This window comes from Kitasatospora sp. NPDC088861 (assembly GCF_044750105.1).
In the GTDB taxonomy this organism is placed as follows: domain Bacteria; phylum Actinomycetota; class Actinomycetes; order Streptomycetales; family Streptomycetaceae; genus Kitasatospora.
Genome location: NZ_JBIVJF010000007.1, coordinates 207695 through 227245, shown reverse-complemented (window position 1 = coordinate 227245; position 19551 = coordinate 207695). Strand labels below are relative to the sequence as shown.

Genomic DNA, 19551 nt, shown 5'->3' with positions numbered 1-19551 from the left:
TCCGCAAGGTCACCGGCCTGTGGTGGCCCGACGCCGACCCGGACCAGCTCCGCACGGTCGCCGCCGCCTGGGACACGATGGCCACCGCCATCGACAACGTCACCGCGCCCACCCACCAGGCCGCCGCCGCCATCGTCGCCAACAACCACGGCCCCGCCATCGACGCCTTCGGCAAGTTCTGGGGCCAGTACTACGGAGGCAAGGGCAAGGGCTGGCTCCCCGATGTCGCCGCCGCCTGCCGCAACCTCGCCAAGGCCCTGCGCGCCTTCGCCGACGAGGTCGACAAGGCGCTCAAGAAGCTGAAGGAGGAGGCCGCGATCGTCGGCGCGACCCTGGTCGCCGGCACCGCCCTCGCCATCTTCACCGCCGGCATCTCCGAAGCCGCCGCCGGCACCGCCGCCGCGGGCATCATCGCCACCGCCGCGAGCCTCGGCGTCGCCGTCTCCGAAGCCATCGCCACCATCGCCGCCACCATCCTCACCGGCGTCGTCTTCGGCGCCGTCGAGGCCATCGCCGTCGACCTCGCCGTCGCCCAGCCGATCCGCGTCGAGTTCCTCGACGACGGCGGCTACAGCCTCCAGGAGGCCGTCGACTCCGCCGAGACCGGCGGCGTGATGGGCGGCGCCGGAGGCGGCCTCGGCGCCGGCGGCCGCGTCGTCGCCAACACCGCCGAGGGCGCCGAGAACGCCTCCGTCGCCCTCGCCGGCCTCGCCAAGGCCGCGGGCGCCGCCGATACCCTCCCCGGCCGCATGCTCACCGGCGCCGGCCTCACCTACGGCTACGACGCCACCTTCAAAACCGGCCCGGTCATGCCCCTCGACCTCATCCTCGGCGCCATCGGCAGCGCGGCGGCTCCCGGGAGCAGCACCCCGAAGCGCCGCCCCGGTTTCACCGGGGCCGACGCGAACGGCTGGGAGGGCGGACTTGGCGCCCGCCCAGAACCCTGGCTCTCCGAGTCGGGAACCCCGTACGCGATCGACCCGACCGGTACACCGAACAAGAGGGCCGTGCAGCGCTACGAGGACTACCGCACCAGGACGGACGATGTGATCGAGGTCGCCAAGGAAACCGGTGTCGATCCGCGGATCGTCCAGGTCGCCAAGGACAACCTCATGATCAACCGGCATGACGTCCCGGTGGGACCGGGCGCACACAATGTCCTGAAGAACGTCCATTTCGAACCGGACCCGGCGGTCTCCACACCCTGGAACGCCGCCGTCAACGGTTTCATAAAACCGGGCAGCATTCCACCGCTGCGTGGAACGCTCGCCCACGAGTATGTCGAGGCCAAGCTTCTCGAAGCCGGCCTCCCCTATCTTTCCAGCCATCCGGACGCATGGAACTCGGAGGGCGCGCCAATTGTCCACCCCGAGCATTTCGGCGCACACAATCTGGCACCGCGGAGCTATCACGAGGGAGAAGTGTCGGCGGACGGATCACTCGACCACTGGAAGCTCTACGGACTCAAGGCGCCCACCGGGGCTGTAGCCGAAGACCTCTCGAACCTTGATATCGTAGTCGATGCCATTAAATCCCAACTCCGCGAGAAAGGTTATGATCTCAAGTGAGCACGGAAAATGTTCAGTTGATGGTCGACCGCCTCAAAGCCATCCAGTGGACGGCCTATCGGGAGGGGGAACGGAAGGCCTTTTCTCGCGCGGCGCTCATGAAGGAGTACTTCCGACGGGCCGCGCTCTGGCTCGATGCCTACGGGGAAACCGAAGAATGGCCTTTCTTCGATCTCGCGGCGATTGTGGCGCCGTCCGTGCGGGCCGACCCGGCGGTGGTCTCCGACATCGAGGATTTCGTGGAGGACGCCTCCGGTTCGTGGCACGCGATCGAGTGCTCGGCGGCCGCCGTCCAGTGGGCCGCCCTGGGTGACACCCCCGGGCCGGTGCTGCATCCGCTGCCCGATCCCTTCGAGCCACTGATCCGGGTCTACGAGCGCGGCGGCGCCGGTTTCTCGTTCGCCAACGGCTTCCTCGACTTCGGCATGCTGATGGTGAAGCGTGGCAACTGGCGCGCCCACCTGTCGCCGGAGCCCGTCGTCGAACTCGACGACGGCCTCCTCGACGACCTGGATGCGCAGTCCTGGGCCGAGTTCCGAGCGCTGGCGGCCCGCACCGGACACCCGGTGGACAACAGCTGAGCGCTACGAGCGGCTCCGCGTGCTCGCGGCCCTGCGCCATGCCTGACGAAGGCCCACGCCTGCCGCTTCCTCGGTGCCGAGGAAGTTCCCCCTCCCGCCCGACCAGCCCCCGTGTCCGGGGGCGAGGGGACGCGTCGTACTCTTCCAGCCCGATCGGACGCACGCGGGGAGAGTCATGGGTACGACCAGGGACCGCAGCCGGGCCACCGCGCTGAGCACTGTCCTGATCCTGGGCGTCCCCGTGGGGACGTTCGGGCTGGTGCTCGCGGGCACCTACCTCGGTGGGGCTGCCGCGTCGCTGCTCGGGCTGGTGCTGGTGGTGGCCTGGGTGGTGGGTTTGGTGCGGCTGCTGGGGCGGTGGGTGGGCTGTTGGGTGGCGCTGTTCGCCGTCGTCCTCGCGGGCGTGGCGACGGGGGCCGTGGCCATGGCGCGGGACGACGTGATCCTGCGGCTGTCCGGCGAGACGGTGACGGCCCGGGTCACCGGGGAGACGGACCGCCTCGCCGGGAAGCACCCGTCCTCGATGTACGACCTCGCGGCCGAGGACGGCACCGCGTTGCCCGGCGGCGAGTTGTCGACGGGGCTGCGCGCGCTCGCGGTCGGTGACCGGGTGACGGTCCGTTTCGATCCGGCCGGCCGCGCCGACCCGCAGCGCCCGGGGGACATCAGCCTTCCCCGGGATCTCGGGCTCGCCGTCGGGCTGACGGCCGCCCTGATGCTCGCCGTCACCTGGCTGTGCCGCGAGTCGGCCCGGCGGCGAGGCGGCGGAGCGGCCGGGCAGGTGTCCTGATCCGACCCCGGGGAGCAGGAAGTCGGCCGGGCCGACTTCCTGCTCCGGGAAAAGGATCGATCAGCCCAGCAGAGCCGGCAGTTCCGCGACCGAGCCCAGCACGTGCGTCGCCCCGTCGGCGCGCAGCCGGGCCTCGTCGTGGGCGCCGGTGAGCACGCCGGCGACGACGGACGCCCCGGCCCGTACGCCGGTCAGCATGTCGTAGCCGGTGTCGCCGGCGACGGCGATCTGCCGCACCGACTCGACTCCGGTCCGCAGCAGCGCGGTGAGCGCGAGGTCCGGGTAGGGGCGGCCGCGGCCGGCCTCGGCGGGGCTGAGGGTGAGGTCGGCGACGGACTGCCAGCCGAGGGCGGTGAGGATGCGGTCCTGGGTGGCCCGGGAGAAGCCGGTGGTGAGGGCGACCTTCCGGCCCTGGCCGCGCAGTTCGGCGATGGCTTCGGCGGCGCCGGGCAGGGCGGCGCAGTGCCCGGCATCGACGAGGTCGTGGTAGGCGGCCTCGAAGGCGGTGTTGGCCCGCTGGGCCTTGTCCTCGTCCCCGAAGAGGTGCCGGAAGACGGAGATCTTGGATTCGCCCATGGTGGCGCGGACGTGTTCCAGCATGGGGCCGAAGCCCGGACTGCCGGCCTCGACGCCGAGCGTCCGGGCGGCGGCGGTGAAGGCCTGTTCGACGAGGCCGTCGTCGGCCACGGTGGTGCCGGCCATGTCGAGGACGACCAGGCGGATATCAAAGGACATGTCAACTACCCTTACAGGTTTGCGAGTTCGGCGGTGGTTTCGGCGATGGCCGGGGAGCAGGTCATGCCGCGGCCGCCGGGGCCGGTGACGAGCCAGACGCCGTCGCGGAGTCGTTCGCGGTGAACGACCCGGGTGGTGTCGACGCACTGCGCGTACACCCCGGCCCAGCGGCGGCGGACGCGCGGCAGGGGGCGGCCGAGCAGGTCCTCGGCCACGGCGACCAGGTGGTCGTACGGGTCCTCGACGACGTCGAAGCCGAACGGCTGGTCGTACTCGTGGGTGTCGCCGATGGTGAGGCCGCCGTCGCGCCGCTGGACCATGAGCAGCTGCATCTTGTGTTCGGCGGCGACGTCGGGCTGCGGCTGGGTGTCGCGGAGGCGGTCCAGGGCGGTGCCGGCGAAGGCCGGGTAGTAGCGGAAGCTGTCGCCGTCGGCGACGGAGGTGGTGAGGGTCTCGCCGAGCGGGTCGGTCTGCATCATCTGCAGCCGGACCCTGCGTACGGGCAGCGAGGGGGCGAGTTCGCGGACGAGGCCGCCGAGCCAGGCGCCGGTGCAGAGGATGACGAGGTCACCGGTGTGGATGTCGCCGTGGTCGTCGCGGACGGCGTTCTCGCCGATCACGTCGCGGACCTCGCGGCCGGGCAGGAAGGTGTAGCGGCCGGTGGTCTGGAGGGCGGCGCGCAGCGCGGGCTGGGCGGTGCGGGGTTCGACGGCGGCGTCGCGCTCGCACCACAGGGCGCCGAGGAGTTCGCCGCGCAGGGCGGGGTTGGCGGCCCTGGTCTGGTCGGCGTCGAGCAGCCGGTAGCCGCGGGCGGCGGCGTCGGGCAGGGTGAGTGCCTGTTCGGCGACGGCGAGTTCGGCCTGGGTGCGGATCGCGGTGAGCGATCCGTTGGCGCGGAAGCCGAGGTCGGGGACCCGGGCGCCGATGCCTTCCCACAGTTCGCGGGCGCGCAGCGCGGTGTCCAGTTCCTCGCCCTGCGCGCGGCCGCTGACCCAGACCAGGCCGAAGTTGCGCACCGAGGCGCCGCGCGCCTCGGTCTCGCGCTCCAGGTGGACGACCTCGTGGCCGCGTTCGACGGCCTGCCAGGCATGCATGGTGCCGAGCACGCCTGCTCCTACGACGATGACTCTCATGCGGCCAGGCTGGTGCGCCCAGGTGTCCTGGGGGCGTCCCGGCAGCGTCCCGCAGATGAATCACCCGAAAAGTTGTACAGACAACCCTGGGGACCGGACAGGGCCTACGGCCGCAGCACCCGCGCCCGCAGGTAGTTGCGCCGCCCGAAGTTCGGCTCGTCCACCGCCGTCAGCTCCTCCACCTGGAACCGGTACAGCGCCGCCGCCCCGCCCCCGGTGAGGAACTGCCGCCGCACCTGCTCGTCCTGTGCGAAGGACGGGTACCGCCCCTGGTAGGCGGCCAGCGCCGCCTCGGCCTGCCGCCCCCAGGCCTCGCTCGCGCCGCCGGCCAGTTGCAGGCCGCGCAGCTGCTCGCCGAAGACCGGCGGCGGCAGGAAGACGGTGGCGGCGGCCCGGGCCTCCTCGGCGAGGTGGTGGCTGTGCCGGGTGGAGCGCTCGCTGACGAAGTACAGGACGAGGTCGTCGTCGTACGCGAAGAAGGCCAGGTTGGCGTGCGGGCCGTGCTCGTGGCCGGCGGTGGCGAGGGTGAGCACCATGGCCTCGGCGAGCAGGCCCTCGACGCCCTTGTGCGGCGACTCGCCCGGCCAGTCCCCCTGCGTGATGTCGAGTCGGTACGGCATTGGCACTCCCTCCGCTGGCACGCCCGGCGCTCCCGCGCCCCGGCACGACTGAGCCGGGCGGGTTCCCCGCGAAGGGGCCCCACGCCCGGCTCACATGCTCTACCCGCCACCCCGGCCAGACAAGGGTCGGACGGGCTACGGGGAGGCTACGGAATCAGCGCTGTCGGGTCTCGCCGCCAGTGCCGCCGACACCCGCCAACAGTGCCGTCGGCACCCGCCGTTCAGTGCTGCCGCGTCCCGTACGCGGCGTGGCGGCCGGCCGTCACCGGCACCGCGCCCGGGCCGAGCAGCGGGCGCAGCGCACCCGTCCGCATCCGGTCCACCAGCGGCCCGCAGCGGCCGGCGAGCGGCGCCAGCACCACCGCGACCAGGAGGCCGACCAGCGCGCCGACGGCCACGTCGTGCGGGTAGTGCACGCCGACCCAGACCCGGGAGGCGCCCATCAGCACCGCGAAGATCCCGGCGATCCAGCCGAGCCGCCGGTCGGCGAACCAGAGTGCGGTGGCGGCGGCGAAGGCGATCACAGTGTGGTTGCTGGGGAAGGACCAGTCACCGGCGCCGGGGCAGGTCTCCAGCGAGACGCTGCCGGGGATCTGGGCGCACGGCCGGACTTCTTCGACCATGCCCTTGAGCACCGAGTTGACGCCGTACGCGACGACGACGATCACCGGCGAGGCGAGCACCTTGGCCATCACGGCCGAGTCGGCGCCGCGCGCCCGCCACCAGGCGTAGAGCATGAAGACCGCGAACAGGCCGAGGCCGAGCGCCGACCAGACCTTGATCAGCTCGTCGAGCCAGTGCGGGGCGGCTTGCGCCCACCCGTTCACCCGGGTGTAGAGGCTGCCGTCGATGCCGCTGCCGTCGTAGACGGCGAGAGCCCGGGAAGACGTCACTTGTCACCTCCGTGACGGTGCGCCTTACGGGCGCGGAACAGTTCGAGAACAATGGGGAGCACGGAGACAACTACTACCAGACCGATGATCGGGAGCAGATATCTGTCGATGCTGGGGATCGACGATCCGAGCCCGTACCCGGCGAGCACGACGCCGACGGTCCAGACGGCGCCGCCGGTCACCTGCCAGAACGTGAACGAGCGGGCCGGCACTTCGAGCACGCCGCAGAGCGGGTTCAGCACCGTTCGGACCACCGGGATGAAGCGGGCGAGCACGATCGCCTTGCCGTGGCCGTACTTGCCCAGCAGTTCCTCGGCCCGCTCGACGCCCTCCAGCAGGCTCTTGCGCTCGGTGCGGCGCAGCAGCGCGCGGCCGCCGCGCTTGCCGATCAGGTAGCCGACCTGGGCGCCTGCCAGCGCGCCGACCAGGGCGGCGGGCAGCACCTGGTAGAGCTCCAGCTGCGGGCCCCTGGTGGCGCCGGGCACGCACAGCAGCCCCGCGGTGAACAGCAGCGAGTCTCCGGGCAGGAAGAAGCCCACCAGCAGGCCGGTCTCGGCGAAGAGCACGACGGCGATGCCGAGTGCGCCGAAGGCGGCGAGCAGCGAGGACGCGTCCAGCGGGTTCACCGCGAGGTGAGCGGCCGGATCGGCGAGGAACTGAAGCAAGGCTGGCGGACCTCCCGTACGTTGGGGGGCGGTTCACAGCGGAACCCGCCCCGACCGTCTACAGTGACGTAGACGGTCTACATGACTGTAGACGAAACCTGGAGGAAGCGCCGCCATGTCCGACGTACCGTCCGCCCGCCGGCCCGCCGGGGAGCTGGAGGCCGAGGTGCTGGCCGCGCTCTGGTCGGCCCGGCAGCCGATGACCCCGCAGGACGTCCAGTCGGCACTCGGCGGGGACCTCGCCCGCACCACCATCGCCACGATCCTCGCCCGCCTCCACGACAAGGGCACCGTGGAGCGCACCCGGGCCGGCCGCGCCTACGCGTACACCCCGACCGTCCAGGACACCGCGGGCCTCGCCGCCCGCCGGATGCACACCGAGCTCGGCCGCGAGGCCGACCGCTCCACCGTGCTCGCCCGCTTCGTCTCCGACCTCTCCGCCGAGGACGAGCAGCTGCTGCGCGACCTGCTCGGCGACGGCGCCCCGGGTCTCGACTCCACCCCGGGCATCGCCCCCGCCCCCGGCCACCGCACCTCCGGCCACGGCACCCCCGGGGCGGCCGGATCGTGATGATCGCCGTCTGGGCCCCGCTGCTGCTGCCGTTCCTGGCCGCCCCGCTGGCCCGCCGCCTCGCCGACGCGCTGCCGCCCCGGGCCGCCGCCTGGATGCTCGCCGGGACGTCCGCCGTGCTGGCCGGCGGCACCCTCTGCTCGCTCGGCCTGCTCGCCGCCGCCGGGCTGCTCCAGCTACCGCCGGTCGCCGCGATCGGCCACCTGTCGCTGCCCTGGCTCACCGCCGCCGCACCCGACGCGCCGGTGGCGGCCGCCGCGGCCGGTCTGGTGCTCGCCGCGCTGACCGCCCGGGCCGTCCGCACCGCCCGCCGCCACCGGCTGGAACTGCGCGAGGCCCGGGCCGCCCTCCCGGCCTGCCCCGCGCCGGACTGCCCCACGCCGACCGAGGGCCGGCATCCGGACACACGCCCCGGGCACGTCACCATGCGCCGGGCACGCACCCCGCAGGCCGTCCTGGCCGGCGCCCGCGCCCTGCTCCAGCCGAGCGAGCACCCGCTCGCCGTCCTCGACGACGAGCGCGCCGACGCCTTCGCCCTGCCGGGGCGCCTGCCCCTCCCCGGCCGGCCCGGCGAGCCCGGCCGGATCGTGGTCACCTCCGGCATGCTGCGCATCCTCACCGGGCCCGAGCGGGCCGCCCTGCTCGCCCACGAGCGCGCCCACCTGACCGCCCGCCACCACGTCTTCCTCGCCCTCGCCGAGCACGCCGCCGACCTCCACCCGGCGCTGCGGCCGCTCCGCGCGCCCCTCGGGTACCACCTGGAGCGCTGGGCCGACGAGGTGGCGGCCGCCCGGGTCGGCGACCGCGCCGTGACCGCCCGCGCGGTCGGCCGGGCCGCCCTGGCCGCCAGCCGCTCCCCCTGGCCGGCCCGGCCCCGGCTCGTCCCCGCCGCCCACTCCGGGCCGGTCCCGCGCCGGGTCGCCGCCCTGCTCCAGCCCCGCCCGGCGACCACCGCCACCGGCACCCGCCTGCGCGCGGTCGCGATCGCGCTGGCCGCCTGCCTGGCGCTGAGCACCGCCGCCTCCCTGGAGGCCACCGCCGACCTGCACCACACCGTCGAGGCGGCCCAGCGCGGCACCGGCGCGGAACGCTGACCGCTGACCGCTGACCGCTGACCGCTGACCGCTGACCGCTGACCGCTGACCGCGGCACGATCCACCGAGCCCGCACCAGGCCCACGCAAGGCCCTCACCAGGTCCCGTGCCAGGCCTCGCACCAGGCCCGCGTCAGGCTCACACCAGGCCCGCACCAGGACCCCCGCTAGTCATCACACCCCGGCATGTCCACGGTCATACCGTCCGGTATGCCGAGTTGGCAGACCCCGTCCCCAGACACTCACCGCCCCCGTACGCTTTCGTCAGCGCGTCGACCCCGGCGCGGCCTCGAACGGCGGCGAGGAGCAACGCGAGTGCGGCAGACCGGACGGCAGTCCCGACGACCAGAACGCCGCACCGCGCCGAGCACGGCCGAGCTGGCCAGGGTCCACGACCGCACCCTCGCCGAAGCCGCCGCCCGCGAACTCGCCCAGCCCCCCTACCCCGACCCCGGCTCCCCCGGCCTGCTCGAACCCCGCCCCGAGATCGGCGACTCCTGGGCCCGGCTGCGCCGCCTCGGGCTCGACCCCGACGCCGGTGCCGCCGCCGTCCACCTCGGCCCCGCCGAGATCGAGCAGCGCCGCCGCACCAGCGGCCTGGACGCGGTCCTGCCGGTGCTGCGCGACACCCTGCTCCAGCCGGTCGGCCAGAGCCCGCTGATCCTCGCCATCGCCGACGCCGACGGCCACGTGCTCTGGCAGGAGGGCGAGCGCGCCCTGCGCCGCAGCGCCGACCGGATCGGCTTCCTCACCGGCGCCCGCTGGATCGAGGAGAGCGTCGGCACCAACGGCATCGCCGTCGCACTGCGCGCCCAGCGCCCGATGCACGTCCACTCCGCCGAGCACTACCTGCGCAGCCACCACTCCTGGACCTGCGTGGCCGCCCCCGTGCACGACCCGGGCACCGGGCGGCTGGTCGGCGCGATCAACCTCAGCGGCCCGGCCCGCAACGTCCGCCCGTACCTGCTGCAGCTCACCGCCACCGCCGCCCGGCTCGCCGAGACCGAGCTGCGCGCCCACCGGCTGGAGGCGCTGCACCAACTGCGCACCCTGGCCGCGCCGGTGCTCGCCCGGGTGGCCGGCCCGGCCCTGGTGGTGGACTCCGCCGGGTGGACCGCCGCCGCGGCCGGGCTGCCGCCGCCCGGCCGGCTGCGGGTGCCGGTCGGCGGCTGGGGGACCGCCGCCGTGCACTGGGTGCCGGGCCTCGGCGAGTGCGCCCTGGAACCGCTCGCGGACGGCTGGCTGGTGCGACCGGTCCGGCCACCCGAGGCGGACGGCTCCGGCACGGTGACGGCCGAACAGTCCGAGCAGGCCGAGGGCGCCCGCCTCCGGCTCGACCTGCGCCGCCAGGACCGCCCGGAGCTGACCGTCCGGGGCGCGGCCGGCAGCTGGTCTCACCCGCTCAGCCCGCGCCACGCCGAACTGCTGCTCCTGCTCGCCACCGGACGCGAGGGCAGCACGGCCGCGCAGCTCGCGGAGGCGCTGTTCGGCGACCCGGGCCGGACGGTGACGGTCCGCGCCGAGCTGTCCCGGCTGCGCCGCTACCTGGGCGGCCTGCTGGCCCACCGGCCGTACCGCATCGCCGAGTCGGTGCTGGTCACGGTGGACGGGCCGGACGACCCGTACGACCTGCTGCCGGCCTCCTCGGCCCCGGCCGTCCGGCGGCTGCGGGCCGGGCTGGCCACGGGGACGGTCCGGCTGCCGGGTACGGCGCCCGTCCCGCCGCCGCGCGGGCCCGCCGGCGCCCCGACCGGGCCTCAGCCGCCGGCGAGCAGCGCGGCCAGCTGGGCGTCGGTCGGGCCGCAGGCGCGCTCCGCCTCGGCGGAGACCAGCACGTAGGTACGGTCCAGCCACGCCCGCACCCGGGGCTTGGAGGCCTCCAGCAGGGCGCTGCCGTGCGGTGATTCGAGCGCCAGGTGCAGCGTCGAGCCGTGGCACGGGCAGTACGCCGGCCACAGCTTGACGTCGCCCTGGCCGCTCAGCGCCTGGAGACCGTCGCGCAGCAGCTCGCGCGAGAACACCCAGTCGGCCTCGTCCGGCCGCCCCAGATGGAAGGTCAGCAGCACCTCGTACGGGCGCGCGGCCTCGAACCGGAACCGGGTGCGCACCTCGCCGACCACCTCCTCGCCCAGCGAGATCCGCAGCATCAGCACCTCCTCCACCGCCGCCGGAGCGGCGGTGGAGCCGTCCCCATCGCCGCCCGTGGGGGTGGCGGCGAGGGGTGCACTGGAGGCTGCGGACAGCGGGTCGGGCGGCATGACGGTCTCTCCGGGACGGCGTGGGATGACCTCAGCCTGAGCCACTTCCGGCCGGGCGGGCAAGGGTTGCAAGGAGGTTGCATCGATCCCCGTCCGGGCGGGTCCGGCCGCCCTCACCGACTTATCAGACGGATCGTCAACTTCCTTCTGTCAAACGGGTGTCCACGAAACGGATCAAAACCGTCCAGGCCGCGACGAGCCGCTGGTACGCTCTCCCCCTCCCGGCGCGGGCCCCACCCGGACCCCGGCCGACCGACCCCGGGCGGCCGATGCCGGCCCGGTGGCAGCGCATGGGAGAATACCGCGACCGCGACCGCGACGGCGACTTCGGGGAGGGAGGGGTCCGGTGGCTGCGCGCGAGGACACTGCGCGGGACGTTCGGCACGAACCCGAACGGCACGGCCGGCACGGGCGGCCACGCCCGTTCGGCGGCCGGTTCCGGCTGCCCACCCTGCGCTTCTCCGGTGCCGCGATGGCGATGTCCACCGTCGTCGGCATCAGCATCGCCACCACCCTCCTGCTCAACGAGCAGCAGGGCGTGGGCCGGCGGGCCGGGGTCGCGCGCGTCGGCACCACCCCGCCGCCCACCCCCGCCGCGGGCGACCAGGCCGAGGCCGCCGCCGACCGGGCCCCGACCGCGCCGAACCCCACCGCGCCGAACCCCACCGACCTCCCGGCCACCGGCCGACCGCCCGCACCGAGCCCCTCGGCGCACCGCCCGGGGGCGGCGGAGGGCACGGCCGCCGGAGCTGCCTCGCCCAGCGCCTCGCCCAGCGCGCCCGGCACCCGGTCGGCACCCCCGGAACCCGCCGGCGGACAGGCCGCGGCCGAACCCATGGCCGACCACGGCCCCGGCACCCGGCCGGCCGGCACCGGCGAGCCCGCCACGCCGGCCGACGCCGCCGCGCCCTCGCCGTCGGCCCAGCCCGTCGCGCCCGCCGCCGAGCAGCCGGCCGACCCCTCTTCGCCCTCCCCCTCGCCGACCACGCCGCACGCGCCCGGACCCCGCCCGGCCGCCCCGGCGCAGCCCGCACCGCCGCCGCCCGGCGCGGTTGCCCCGGGCACCGACGGCCCGACCGCCGGCACCCCTGACCCGGACACCGACCCGGGCACCGACCAGGCCCTGACCGGCGTCGCCACGGTCACACCGCTCGGCCGGGACGGCCTCCGGCACCAGCTCGACCTCACCGCCACCGAGCCGCTCACCGCATTTCAGGCCGAATTCCGCCTCACCCCGGGCGAGTTGGCACCCGGAAGCGGCGCCGCCTGGACCGACCTGCCCGGCGCGGTCGTCACCGCCCAACAGGAGCGCGGCACCCTCGTCTACCGCTTCACCACCCCGGCCGGCATCGACGTCCCGCCCGGCCACTACGCCTTCGGCGTGCGCGGCACCCGCCCCGCCGCCGAACCCCCGGGGCCCACCGGCCCGTCCGGCCCGTCCCTCCCGTCCGGCCCCTCGCTCCCGTCCGGTTGGCCCGCTTCGTCCGGCCCGGTCCGCAAGGTCGCCGCGGCGGAGAGCTGGAGCGCCGCCGCCTTCGGCATCGACCGGCCCCGGGCGGTCGCCGCGCTCGGCGCCTTCGGCCCGGTCGCACCACAGCCGGCCGCGCCGCAGCCGGTCACACCGCGGCCCGCCGCGCCCGAGGCACCCGGGCTCCCGCCGCGCCCCGGCACGCCGACGGCCTTCACGCCCCGCTGACCTCCGGCCGCGCCGTCCCGCCGGCTTGCCACCTCGCAGCCTCGCCACCTCGCCGGGGTCTGCCGCCCACCCCCGTCGTCCGGCCGTACCGTCCGACGATCCGACAGGTCACCGCCCCGGACGGGCTCATCCCGACGCGCCCGTTCGTTACTGTGGGCAGCACCCGGCCCGGCGGTCCCAGCGGCCCCGGCCGGCCGCCGTTCCGCATCCGAGGAGGAGTCCGTGTCCACCGTCCTGACCCAAGGCGGCAACGCCCCGCTGACCGCCGCGCGGGTGACTGTCGAGGTCACCGCGCCCAAGGCGCTGGACGTCTCCGGCCTGCTGCTGACCGACGCCGGAAAGGTGCGCTCGGACGACGACTTCGTCTTCTTCAACGCCCCGCACGGCCCCGGCGTCAGCCACCGCCCGGCCGCCGCCGGAGCGCCGGACGCGATCACCGTCGACACCCTGGCCGTCCCGGCCGGCATCACCAAGATCGTGGTGACCGCCAGCCCCGCCGACCAGTCCTCCACCTTCGCCGGGATGGAGCCGACCGCCACCGTCCGCGACGCCGACACCGGGCAGGCCCTGGTCACCTTCACCCCGCCGCAGCTGGGCCAGGAGACCGCGCTCATCGTGGTCGAGGTCTACCAGCGCGGCGGCGCCTGGAAGGTGCGCGCGGTCGGCCAGGGCTACGCCAACGGCCTGGCGGGCATCGCCACCGACTTCGGCGTCTCCGTCGACGACTCCCCGGCCGCGGCCCCGGCCGCCCAGGCCCAGGCCCCGGCCCCGGCCACTCCCCCCGCGGCCCCGCCCACCCCTCCGGCCGCTCCCCCGGCTCCCCCGGCTCCCGCGGCTCACCCGGCTCCCCCCGTCGACCCGCGGATCGCCCTCGCCGCCACTCCGCCCGCGCCCCCCGTGCCCCCGGTCGCCCCGCCGGCCCCGGCCGCCCCCGCCAAGGTCACCCTGGACAAGGGCCGGGTCAACCTGGTCAAGGGCAGTTCGGTCTCCCTGGTGAAGAACGGCCGCCCGTTCCTCTCCTCGGTCCGGATGGCGCTCGGCTGGGAGCCCGCCGGCCGCGGCCGCAGCGTCGACCTGGACGCCTCCTGCCTCGCCTTCGACGCCCGGCGCAAGAAGCTGGAGACGGCCTGGTTCATGAAGCTGACCGTCTTCAAGGGCGCGATCGCCCACTCCGGCGACAACCTCACCGGCGGCGGAGCCGGCGACGACGAGTCGATCACCGTCCATCTGGACGGCCTGCCGGCCGAGGTCACCGGCCTGGTCTTCGTCGTCAACTCCTTCTCCGGCCAGCGGTTCACCGAGGTCAAGAACGCCTACTGCCGCCTGCTGGACGCCCGGACGGAGGAGGAGCTGGTCCGCTTCGACCTCACCCACTCCGAGCCGCACACGGGCGTGGTGATGTGCAAGCTGGTCCGGCAGTCGTCCGGCGAGTGGGTGATGACCGCGCTCGGCGAGTACGTCGATGCCAAGACCGCCCGGGCGATGGTCGATCCGTCCGCCGCCCTGCTCTGAACCGTCTCGCCCCCACCCCGCTCCGCCCCACCCCTCACCGACCCGCCCTGACGCCCAGGGCCGATCGGCCCAACGTCATGGCCGCACACGCGAATTCACCCTCCTGAGGGATCAAGTCGTCCACCCGCCGACTCGATTTACCTCTAGGGGGGTGAATCGCGCTCTCCCGCGCACTCGTTGAGGGAGAGACCGTGCCACGCTTCCTGTCCCGCCTCGCCGTCGCCGGCACCGCCGTCGCGCTCACCGCCGGCCTGATCACCCCGTCCGCCGCCCAGGCCGCCGCCGAGCCGTCCGGCCGCGTCCGGACGCTCGCCTGGGCCGCGCTCGGCGACTCCTACACGGCCGGCTTCGTCGAGGCCGCCGGCGCCGAGACCGAACCCCGCGACGGCTGCGCCCGCACCACCGGCTCCTACCCCGAGCTGATCCGCCGCGGCCTCGGCCCCCTGGTCGAACTGCGCAACGTCAGCTGTTCCGGCGCCACCGTCAAGGACGTCTACCAGACCAAGGAGGCCCCGCCCGGCCGCCCGCTCCCGCCGCTCGGGACCAACCCCGGCGCCCCCTTCCCACCGGTCCCGTCGCAGATCGACGCCGTCTCCCCGAGCGCCGACGTGATCACCGTCGAGATCGGCGGCAACACCCTCGGCTTCGCCGAGATCCTCAAGGGCTGCATCGAACTCGGCGCCGCGGTCCTCGGCCAGGGCACGCCCTGCAAGGACAAGTTCGACGCGAGCCTGCCCGACCGCTTCGACCAACTGCGCGGCGACTTCGACCAGATGCTCGGCGCCCTGCACGCCAAGGCCCCGTCCGCGCGACTGCTGGCCGTCGGCTACCCCCACCTCGTCCCCGAGGACGCCACCCGCTGCACCTACGGCGACCTGGAGCAGTTCGCCACCTTCACCACCGGCGACCTCGCCTGGGCGCGGACGGCCATCCTGGAGCCGCTCAACGCGATCATCGCCCAGCGGACCGCCGCCCGCGGCGACACCTTCGTCGACCTCTACCCCTCCACCACCGGCCACAGCGTGTGCGACCAGGACCACTGGCTGGACGGCGTGCTGACCAGCATCATCCCGCTGCGTTACGCCCTGGTGCACCCCAACGCCAAGGGCCAGGCCCACGCGGCCGCCCTGGTCGAGGACGCCGTCCTGAACTGACCGGCCGCACCGGAAGCGGCCGTACCCGGAAGCGGCCGAACCGGAAGCAGCCGAACCGGAAACGCCCGCGCATCGAGAACCGATCGAAAACCAGTGGCAGGCCCTCCCGTCGCGGATCATGCTGAGCGGATGCTCATCCGCGAAGCCACCCCCGAGGACTGGCCTGCCGTCTGGCCCTTCTTCCACACCGTCATCGCCGCCGGTGAGACGTTCCCCTACCCCCTCGACCTCTCCTCCGACCTCGGCCGGGAGTGGTGGATGCTCGCCGCACCCCATCGCACGGTGGTCGCGGTGGACGAGGCCGGCACGGTCGTCGGCACCGCCAACATGACCCGTAACCGCCCCGGCAACGGCGCGCACGTGGCCAGCGCCAGCTACCTGGTCGACCCGGCGCACCACGGCCGCGGCATCGGGCGGGCCCTGGTCGAGTACACCCTCGACTGGGCTCGCGCCAACGGCTACCGCGCCATGCAGTTCAATGCCGTGGTCGCCAACAACCACCACGCCGTGAAGCTCTACCGGTCCCTCGGCTTCGACATCGTCGGCACCGTCCCCGAAGGCTTCCGCCACCCCGTCGACGGCTACGTCGGCCTGCACGTCATGCACCGGGCACTGTAAGGGAGTTCGCTACTCCTCGATCGCCCCGCCGACCCGCCGCAGGTGCTGCCGGAAGCTGTACGACGGGTCGGCGGCGCGGCGCTCCAGGTACTCGTCGAAGGCGGTCTGCCGGCGCAGCGTGTCGCCGGAGGCGATCCGCCCGGCCTGCGCGCGCTCGGTCCCGGCGATCCCGGCGGCCGTATCCAGCACCTCCCCGGCCCGGTCGGCCGGGACGAACAGCACCCCGTCCGCGTCGCCGAACACCACGTCCCCGGCGCTCACCAGGTGCGGCCCGACCCGCGCCGCCACCGCCGCCACCCCCACCGGCGCCGCCCTGAGCCCCACCCCCAACCGCACACACGCATCCGCCACCAACGGCGTCGACAACCCTGCGAACTCCTTCAGCATCCCCAACTCCTCCCGCCAAAAGCCCAGTTCACGCTGCCTCGATCCTAATCCGGGGTTCCGCCTCACCCCATTGAGTGATCGTCATCCATCCACCCGACGTGCCACTCCGAGCTCACCTATTCTGTTGGCGCGTCCAACCAATCGACCGCGAGCGGGCCCAGGTCAGCCTCTTCAGCAATCCCCACCGCGACGAGTACACCGAGGTGCACCTGGCAGCCTTCGGCGAACCGCTCGCCCTCCCCGCCCCGTTCGAGTTCGAGTTGGACACCAAGGACTTCCTCTAGAAGTCCCGGGAACGCGACAAACGGCCCGCACCCCCCTTCCACCGGGGGTGCGGGCCGTCGTCGTGCGGGTGCGCGCGGGTCAGCCGCGGGTGGCCATGGCGCGCAGGAAGAAGGTGAGGTTGGCCGGGCGCTCGGCGAGGCGGCGCATGAAGTAGCCGTACCACTCCTGGCCGTAGGGCAGGTACACGCGCATGGTGTTGCCCTCGCCGGCGAGGCGCAGCTGCTCCTCGGGGCGGATGCCGAACAGCATCTGGTACTCGAAGGAGTCGCGCTTGCGGCCGTTCCACTGGGCGAGCTGGCCGGCGATCTTGATCATGTTGGGGTCGTGCGAGGCGATCATCGGGTAGCCCTCGCCGGCCATCAGGACCTTGAGCGCGCGGACGTACGCGAGGTCGACCTCGTGCTTGCCCTGGAAGGCGACCGACTCGGGCTCCTTGTAGGCGCCCTTGCACAGGCGCACGCGCGAGCCGGGGCCGGAGAACTCGCGGCAGTCGGCCTCGGTGCGGCGCAGGTAGGCCTGGAGCACGACGCCCAGCCAGGGGAAGTCCGCCCGCAGCTCGCGCGCGATGCCGAGGGTGGAGTCGGTGGTGGTGTGATCCTCCATGTCGAGGGTCACCGTGGTGCCGGCGTCGGCGGCGGCCTCGCAGATGCGGCGGGCGTTCTCCAGCGCGATCTTCTCGCCGTCCACCGGGAGGAACTGGCCGACGGCCGACAGCTTGACCGACACCTCGGCGCCGGCCGCGAGGCCGGTCTCCTTGAGCGCCTTGAGCAGGTGCTCGTAGGCCTCGGCGGTGCCGGCGGCCTGGGCGGCGTCCTGGGTGTCCTCGCCGAGGTGGTCCAGGGTGACCTTGCGGCCGGTGGCGATCAGGTCGTCGGTCGCGGTGACGGCGTCGTCGAGGACGTCACCGGCGACGAAGCGCTCGACTATCGCGTGGGTCGGCGGGAACTTCTCGACCACGGTGCGGACCTGCGGCGACCGGGAGGCCGCGAGAAGGGCGGAACGGAGCATCGTGACTCCTGGAGCTGGTGCTTCTAAGGGTGGCAGAAGGGGGCCGGGGCGGCGGGCGGCGGGTATGTGACACCGCCGCCCCGGCGGGCGGCGCCCGGCTGCGGGGCCGGGCGTCGCGGGTGACCGAGTGGTCAGGCGACCGGAGTGGTCAGGTGACCGACGCGGCCACGTGACCTGGACGGTCAGGCGACCGGAACGGTCGGGAGGGGCACTCAGCCCATGTGCGGGTAGCGGTAGTCCGTCGGCGGGACGAAGGTCTCCTTGACCGAGCGGGTCGAGGTCCACCGCGCCAGGTTCTGCTTGGCACCGGCCTTGTCGTTGGTGCCGGAGGCCCGGCCGCCGCCGAAGGGCTGCTGGCCGACGACGGCGCCGGTCGGCTTGTCGTTGATGTAGAAGTTGCCGGCCGCGAAGCGCAGCTTGTGCATGGCGTCCTGGGCGGCCGCGCGGTCCTGGGCGATGATCGCGCCGGTCAGGCCGTAGGCGGAGGCCGACTCCATCTGGGCCAGCATCTCGTCGTACTTGTCGTCCTGGTAGACGTGCACGGCGAGGATCGGGCCGAAGTACTCCTCGCGGAAGTACTCGGACGCCGGGTCCTCGCAGACCAGGACGGTCGGGCGGACGAAGTAGCCGACCGAGTCGTCGTAGGTGCCGCCGGCCAGGACCTCGACCGCGGGGTCGGCCTGGGCGCGGTCGATGGCGGCCTTGTTCTTGGCGAAGGCACGGTCGTCGATGACGGCGGACATGAAGTTCGCCAGGTCGGTGACGTCGCCCATGGTGAGGCCCTCGACCTCGGCGGCGAACTCGTCCTTGAGACCGGCCCAGATCGAGGCCGGGACGTAGGCGCGGGAGAGCGCCGAGCACTTCTGACCCTGGAACTCGAAGGCGCCGCGGGTCATCGCGGTCTTCAGCACGGCCGGGTCGGCGGACGGGTGGGCGACCAGGAAGTCCTTGCCGCCGGTCTCGCCGACGATCCGCGGGTAGGTGCGGTAGCCGGCGATGTTCTCGCCGACGGAGCGCCACAGGTGCTGGAAGGTGGCGGTGGAGCCGGTGAAGTGGATGCCGGCCAGCGCCGGGTGCTTGAGCGCCACGGCGGAGACGTCCAGGCCGTCGCCGGTCACCATGTTGATGACGCCCTTGGGCAGGCCGGCCTCCTCCAGCAGCTGCATCAGCAGGTGCGCGGAGTACTGCTGGGTCGGGGACGGCTTCCAGAGCACCACGTTGCCCATCAGCGCGGGCGCGGTCGGCAGGTTGCCGGCGATCGCGGTGAAGTTGAACGGGGTGATCGCGTAGACGAAGCCCTCCAGCGGGCGGTGGTCGCTGCGGTTCCACACGCCGTCCGAGGAGATCGGCTGCTCGGCCATGATCTGGCGGGCGAAGTGCACGTTGAAGCGCAGGAAGTCGACCAGCTCGCAGGGCGTGTCGATCTCGGCCTGCTGGGCGGTCTTGGACTGGCCGAGCATGGTGGCGGCGGCCAGGGTCTCGCGCCAGGGGCCGGCCAGCAGGTCGGCGGCCTTGAGGAAGATCGCGGCGCGGGAGTCGAAGGAGAGCGCCTGCCAGGCCGGGGCCGCGGCCAGGGCAGTGTCGATGGCCTCCTGCGCGTCGGCCTGGGTGGCGTTGCGCAGGGTGCCGAGCCTCGCCGCGTGGTTGTGCGGCTGGACGACGTGGATCTCGGCGCCGCCGCCCATGCGGCGCTCACCGTTGATCGTCATGGTCAGCTGGACCGGCTCCTGGCCGCCCAGCTCCTTCAGCTTGGCCTCCAGACGGGCCCGTTCCGGGCTGCCCGGGGCGTAGCTGTGGACCGGCTCGTTCACCGGCGCGGGGACCTGGGTCACAGCGTCCATAGAGCGCACGCTCTCCTTCGTTGATGCGGGGGGATGCCGGCGCGGGTCGCACGTCGGCCACAGCACGAACGCTATTCCTGCCCCTGGGGCCACTTGATTGGCCGGAAGGCTAAATTCCCCCGTACGGCGTTGTCCGGCCCGAC

19 protein-coding genes are annotated in these 19551 nt (G+C 73.9%); 10 read left to right on the top strand and 9 right to left on the bottom strand.

Annotation, left to right across the window (positions count from 1 at the left end; genetic code table 11):
* The first annotated feature begins 77 nt into the window (after positions 1–77).
* The 3 genes from ACIP37_RS15945 to ACIP37_RS15935 all read left to right on the top strand — a co-directional run bounded on the left by ACIP37_RS15945 (position 78) and on the right by ACIP37_RS15935 (position 2939).
* Entirely contained in the window at positions 78–1568 is a 1491-nt protein-coding gene (locus tag ACIP37_RS15945) for a hypothetical protein (RefSeq protein WP_400807497.1), read from the top strand.
* 20 nt (positions 1569–1588) lie between these two features.
* A complete protein-coding gene (locus tag ACIP37_RS15940; RefSeq protein ID WP_400807494.1) occupies positions 1589–2149 on the top strand; it encodes a hypothetical protein in 561 nt (186 codons plus the stop codon).
* A 175-nt stretch (positions 2150–2324) separates the two neighbouring features.
* Positions 2325–2939 carry a hypothetical protein gene (locus tag ACIP37_RS15935; RefSeq protein ID WP_363618644.1) on the top strand — a complete coding sequence of 205 codons (615 nt, stop codon included), beginning with the start codon at positions 2325–2327 and terminating at the stop codon, positions 2937–2939.
* A 60-nt stretch (positions 2940–2999) separates the two neighbouring features.
* Here ACIP37_RS15935 and ACIP37_RS15930 read toward each other — a convergent pair whose 3' ends face one another.
* The 5 genes from ACIP37_RS15930 to ACIP37_RS15910 all read right to left on the bottom strand — a co-directional run bounded on the left by ACIP37_RS15930 (position 3000) and on the right by ACIP37_RS15910 (position 6985).
* Positions 3000–3674: a phosphonatase-like hydrolase gene (locus tag ACIP37_RS15930; RefSeq protein ID WP_363627935.1), complete on the bottom strand. Its 675-nt coding sequence runs from the start codon at positions 3672–3674 to the stop codon at positions 3000–3002.
* Positions 3675–3685: 11 nt separating this feature from the next.
* The gene (locus tag ACIP37_RS15925; protein ID WP_400807492.1) at positions 3686–4807 is read right to left on the bottom strand and encodes a TIGR03364 family FAD-dependent oxidoreductase; all 1122 of its coding nucleotides are present in this window, start codon (positions 4805–4807) and stop codon (positions 3686–3688) included.
* A gap of 104 nt (positions 4808–4911) precedes the next feature.
* Positions 4912–5427: a pyridoxamine 5'-phosphate oxidase family protein gene (locus ACIP37_RS15920; RefSeq protein WP_350880400.1), complete on the bottom strand. Its 516-nt coding sequence runs from the start codon at positions 5425–5427 to the stop codon at positions 4912–4914.
* 221 nt (positions 5428–5648) lie between these two features.
* Positions 5649–6320, bottom strand: coding sequence for a phosphatase PAP2 family protein (locus ACIP37_RS15915; protein ID WP_371519329.1), 672 nt, complete (start codon positions 6318–6320; stop codon positions 5649–5651).
* The gene (locus ACIP37_RS15910; protein ID WP_363580503.1) at positions 6317–6985 is read right to left on the bottom strand and encodes a DedA family protein; all 669 of its coding nucleotides are present in this window, start codon (positions 6983–6985) and stop codon (positions 6317–6319) included. The genes ACIP37_RS15915 and ACIP37_RS15910 overlap by 4 nt, the downstream gene beginning before the upstream one ends.
* 115 nt (positions 6986–7100) lie before the next feature.
* On the opposite strand from ACIP37_RS15910, the gene ACIP37_RS15905 reads away from it, so the two are divergent.
* The 3 genes from ACIP37_RS15905 to ACIP37_RS15895 all read left to right on the top strand — a co-directional run bounded on the left by ACIP37_RS15905 (position 7101) and on the right by ACIP37_RS15895 (position 10488).
* Positions 7101–7556: a BlaI/MecI/CopY family transcriptional regulator gene (locus ACIP37_RS15905; RefSeq protein ID WP_363580501.1), complete on the top strand. Its 456-nt coding sequence runs from the start codon at positions 7101–7103 to the stop codon at positions 7554–7556.
* Positions 7556–8650, top strand: coding sequence for a M56 family metallopeptidase (locus ACIP37_RS15900; RefSeq protein WP_363627936.1), 1095 nt, complete (start codon positions 7556–7558; stop codon positions 8648–8650). The genes ACIP37_RS15905 and ACIP37_RS15900 overlap by 1 nt, the downstream gene beginning before the upstream one ends.
* 314 nt (positions 8651–8964) lie before the next feature.
* The gene (locus ACIP37_RS15895) at positions 8965–10488 is read left to right on the top strand and encodes a GAF domain-containing protein (protein ID WP_400807487.1); all 1524 of its coding nucleotides are present in this window, start codon (positions 8965–8967) and stop codon (positions 10486–10488) included.
* Here ACIP37_RS15895 and ACIP37_RS15890 read toward each other — a convergent pair.
* Positions 10407–10907 (bottom strand): SsgA family sporulation/cell division regulator, encoded by a 501-nt coding sequence (locus ACIP37_RS15890; protein ID WP_400807484.1) that lies wholly within the window; start codon positions 10905–10907, stop codon positions 10407–10409. The two genes, ACIP37_RS15895 and ACIP37_RS15890, sit on opposite strands and share 82 nt — an antisense overlap.
* Positions 10908–11253: 346 nt before the next feature.
* Here ACIP37_RS15890 and ACIP37_RS15885 point away from each other — a divergent pair, with 346 nt between their 5' ends.
* The 4 genes from ACIP37_RS15885 to ACIP37_RS15870 all read left to right on the top strand — a co-directional run bounded on the left by ACIP37_RS15885 (position 11254) and on the right by ACIP37_RS15870 (position 15887).
* Positions 11254–12603 (top strand): hypothetical protein, encoded by a 1350-nt coding sequence (locus tag ACIP37_RS15885; protein ID WP_371519325.1) that lies wholly within the window; start codon positions 11254–11256, stop codon positions 12601–12603.
* Positions 12604–12837: 234 nt separating this feature from the next.
* Positions 12838–14115 carry a TerD family protein gene (locus ACIP37_RS15880; RefSeq protein ID WP_400807619.1) on the top strand — a complete coding sequence of 426 codons (1278 nt, stop codon included), beginning with the start codon at positions 12838–12840 and terminating at the stop codon, positions 14113–14115.
* Between the two features lie 191 nt (positions 14116–14306).
* Positions 14307–15269 carry an SGNH/GDSL hydrolase family protein gene (locus ACIP37_RS15875; protein WP_363580491.1) on the top strand — a complete coding sequence of 321 codons (963 nt, stop codon included), beginning with the start codon at positions 14307–14309 and terminating at the stop codon, positions 15267–15269.
* A gap of 129 nt (positions 15270–15398) precedes the next feature.
* Positions 15399–15887 carry a GNAT family N-acetyltransferase gene (locus tag ACIP37_RS15870; protein ID WP_400807481.1) on the top strand — a complete coding sequence of 163 codons (489 nt, stop codon included), beginning with the start codon at positions 15399–15401 and terminating at the stop codon, positions 15885–15887.
* 9 nt (positions 15888–15896) lie between these two features.
* Here ACIP37_RS15870 and ACIP37_RS15865 read toward each other — a convergent pair whose 3' ends face one another.
* From ACIP37_RS15865 to pruA, 3 genes are all read right to left on the bottom strand, one after another.
* On the bottom strand, positions 15897–16274 hold the full coding sequence (locus tag ACIP37_RS15865; RefSeq protein ID WP_363580487.1) for a hypothetical protein: 378 nt from the start codon (positions 16272–16274) through the stop codon (positions 15897–15899).
* Positions 16275–16637: 363 nt separating this feature from the next.
* Entirely contained in the window at positions 16638–17567 is a 930-nt protein-coding gene (locus tag ACIP37_RS15860) for a proline dehydrogenase family protein (protein WP_363580483.1), read from the bottom strand.
* A gap of 212 nt (positions 17568–17779) precedes the next feature.
* A complete protein-coding gene (pruA, locus tag ACIP37_RS15855; protein ID WP_363580481.1) occupies positions 17780–19408 on the bottom strand; it encodes an L-glutamate gamma-semialdehyde dehydrogenase in 1629 nt (542 codons plus the stop codon).
* Between the last annotated feature and the right edge of the window lie 143 nt (positions 19409–19551).

What these genes read in the sequence shown, in the direction of transcription:
- ACIP37_RS15860 (WP_363580483.1), bottom strand. Translation starts at nt 17,567, where the DNA reads ATGCTCCGTTCCGCCCTTCTCGCGGCCTCCCGGTCGCCGCAGGTCCGC.
- ACIP37_RS15940 (WP_400807494.1), top strand. Translation starts at nt 1,589, where the DNA reads ATGGTCGACCGCCTCAAAGCCATCCAGTGGACGGCCTATCGGGAGGGG.
- ACIP37_RS15945 (WP_400807497.1), top strand. Translation starts at nt 78, where the DNA reads ATGGCCACCGCCATCGACAACGTCACCGCGCCCACCCACCAGGCCGCC.
- pruA (WP_363580481.1), bottom strand. Translation starts at nt 19,408, where the DNA reads ATGGACGCTGTGACCCAGGTCCCCGCGCCGGTGAACGAGCCGGTCCAC.
- ACIP37_RS15930 (WP_363627935.1), bottom strand. Translation starts at nt 3,674, where the DNA reads ATGTCCTTTGATATCCGCCTGGTCGTCCTCGACATGGCCGGCACCACC.
- ACIP37_RS15905 (WP_363580501.1), top strand. Translation starts at nt 7,101, where the DNA reads ATGTCCGACGTACCGTCCGCCCGCCGGCCCGCCGGGGAGCTGGAGGCC.
- ACIP37_RS15865 (WP_363580487.1), bottom strand. Translation starts at nt 16,274, where the DNA reads ATGCTGAAGGAGTTCGCAGGGTTGTCGACGCCGTTGGTGGCGGATGCG.
- ACIP37_RS15935 (WP_363618644.1), top strand. Translation starts at nt 2,325, where the DNA reads ATGGGTACGACCAGGGACCGCAGCCGGGCCACCGCGCTGAGCACTGTC.
- ACIP37_RS15890 (WP_400807484.1), bottom strand. Translation starts at nt 10,907, where the DNA reads ATGCCGCCCGACCCGCTGTCCGCAGCCTCCAGTGCACCCCTCGCCGCC.
- ACIP37_RS15920 (WP_350880400.1), bottom strand. Translation starts at nt 5,427, where the DNA reads ATGCCGTACCGACTCGACATCACGCAGGGGGACTGGCCGGGCGAGTCG.
- ACIP37_RS15870 (WP_400807481.1), top strand. Translation starts at nt 15,399, where the DNA reads ATGCTCATCCGCGAAGCCACCCCCGAGGACTGGCCTGCCGTCTGGCCC.
- ACIP37_RS15925 (WP_400807492.1), bottom strand. Translation starts at nt 4,807, where the DNA reads ATGAGAGTCATCGTCGTAGGAGCAGGCGTGCTCGGCACCATGCATGCC.
- ACIP37_RS15900 (WP_363627936.1), top strand. Translation starts at nt 7,556, where the DNA reads ATGATCGCCGTCTGGGCCCCGCTGCTGCTGCCGTTCCTGGCCGCCCCG.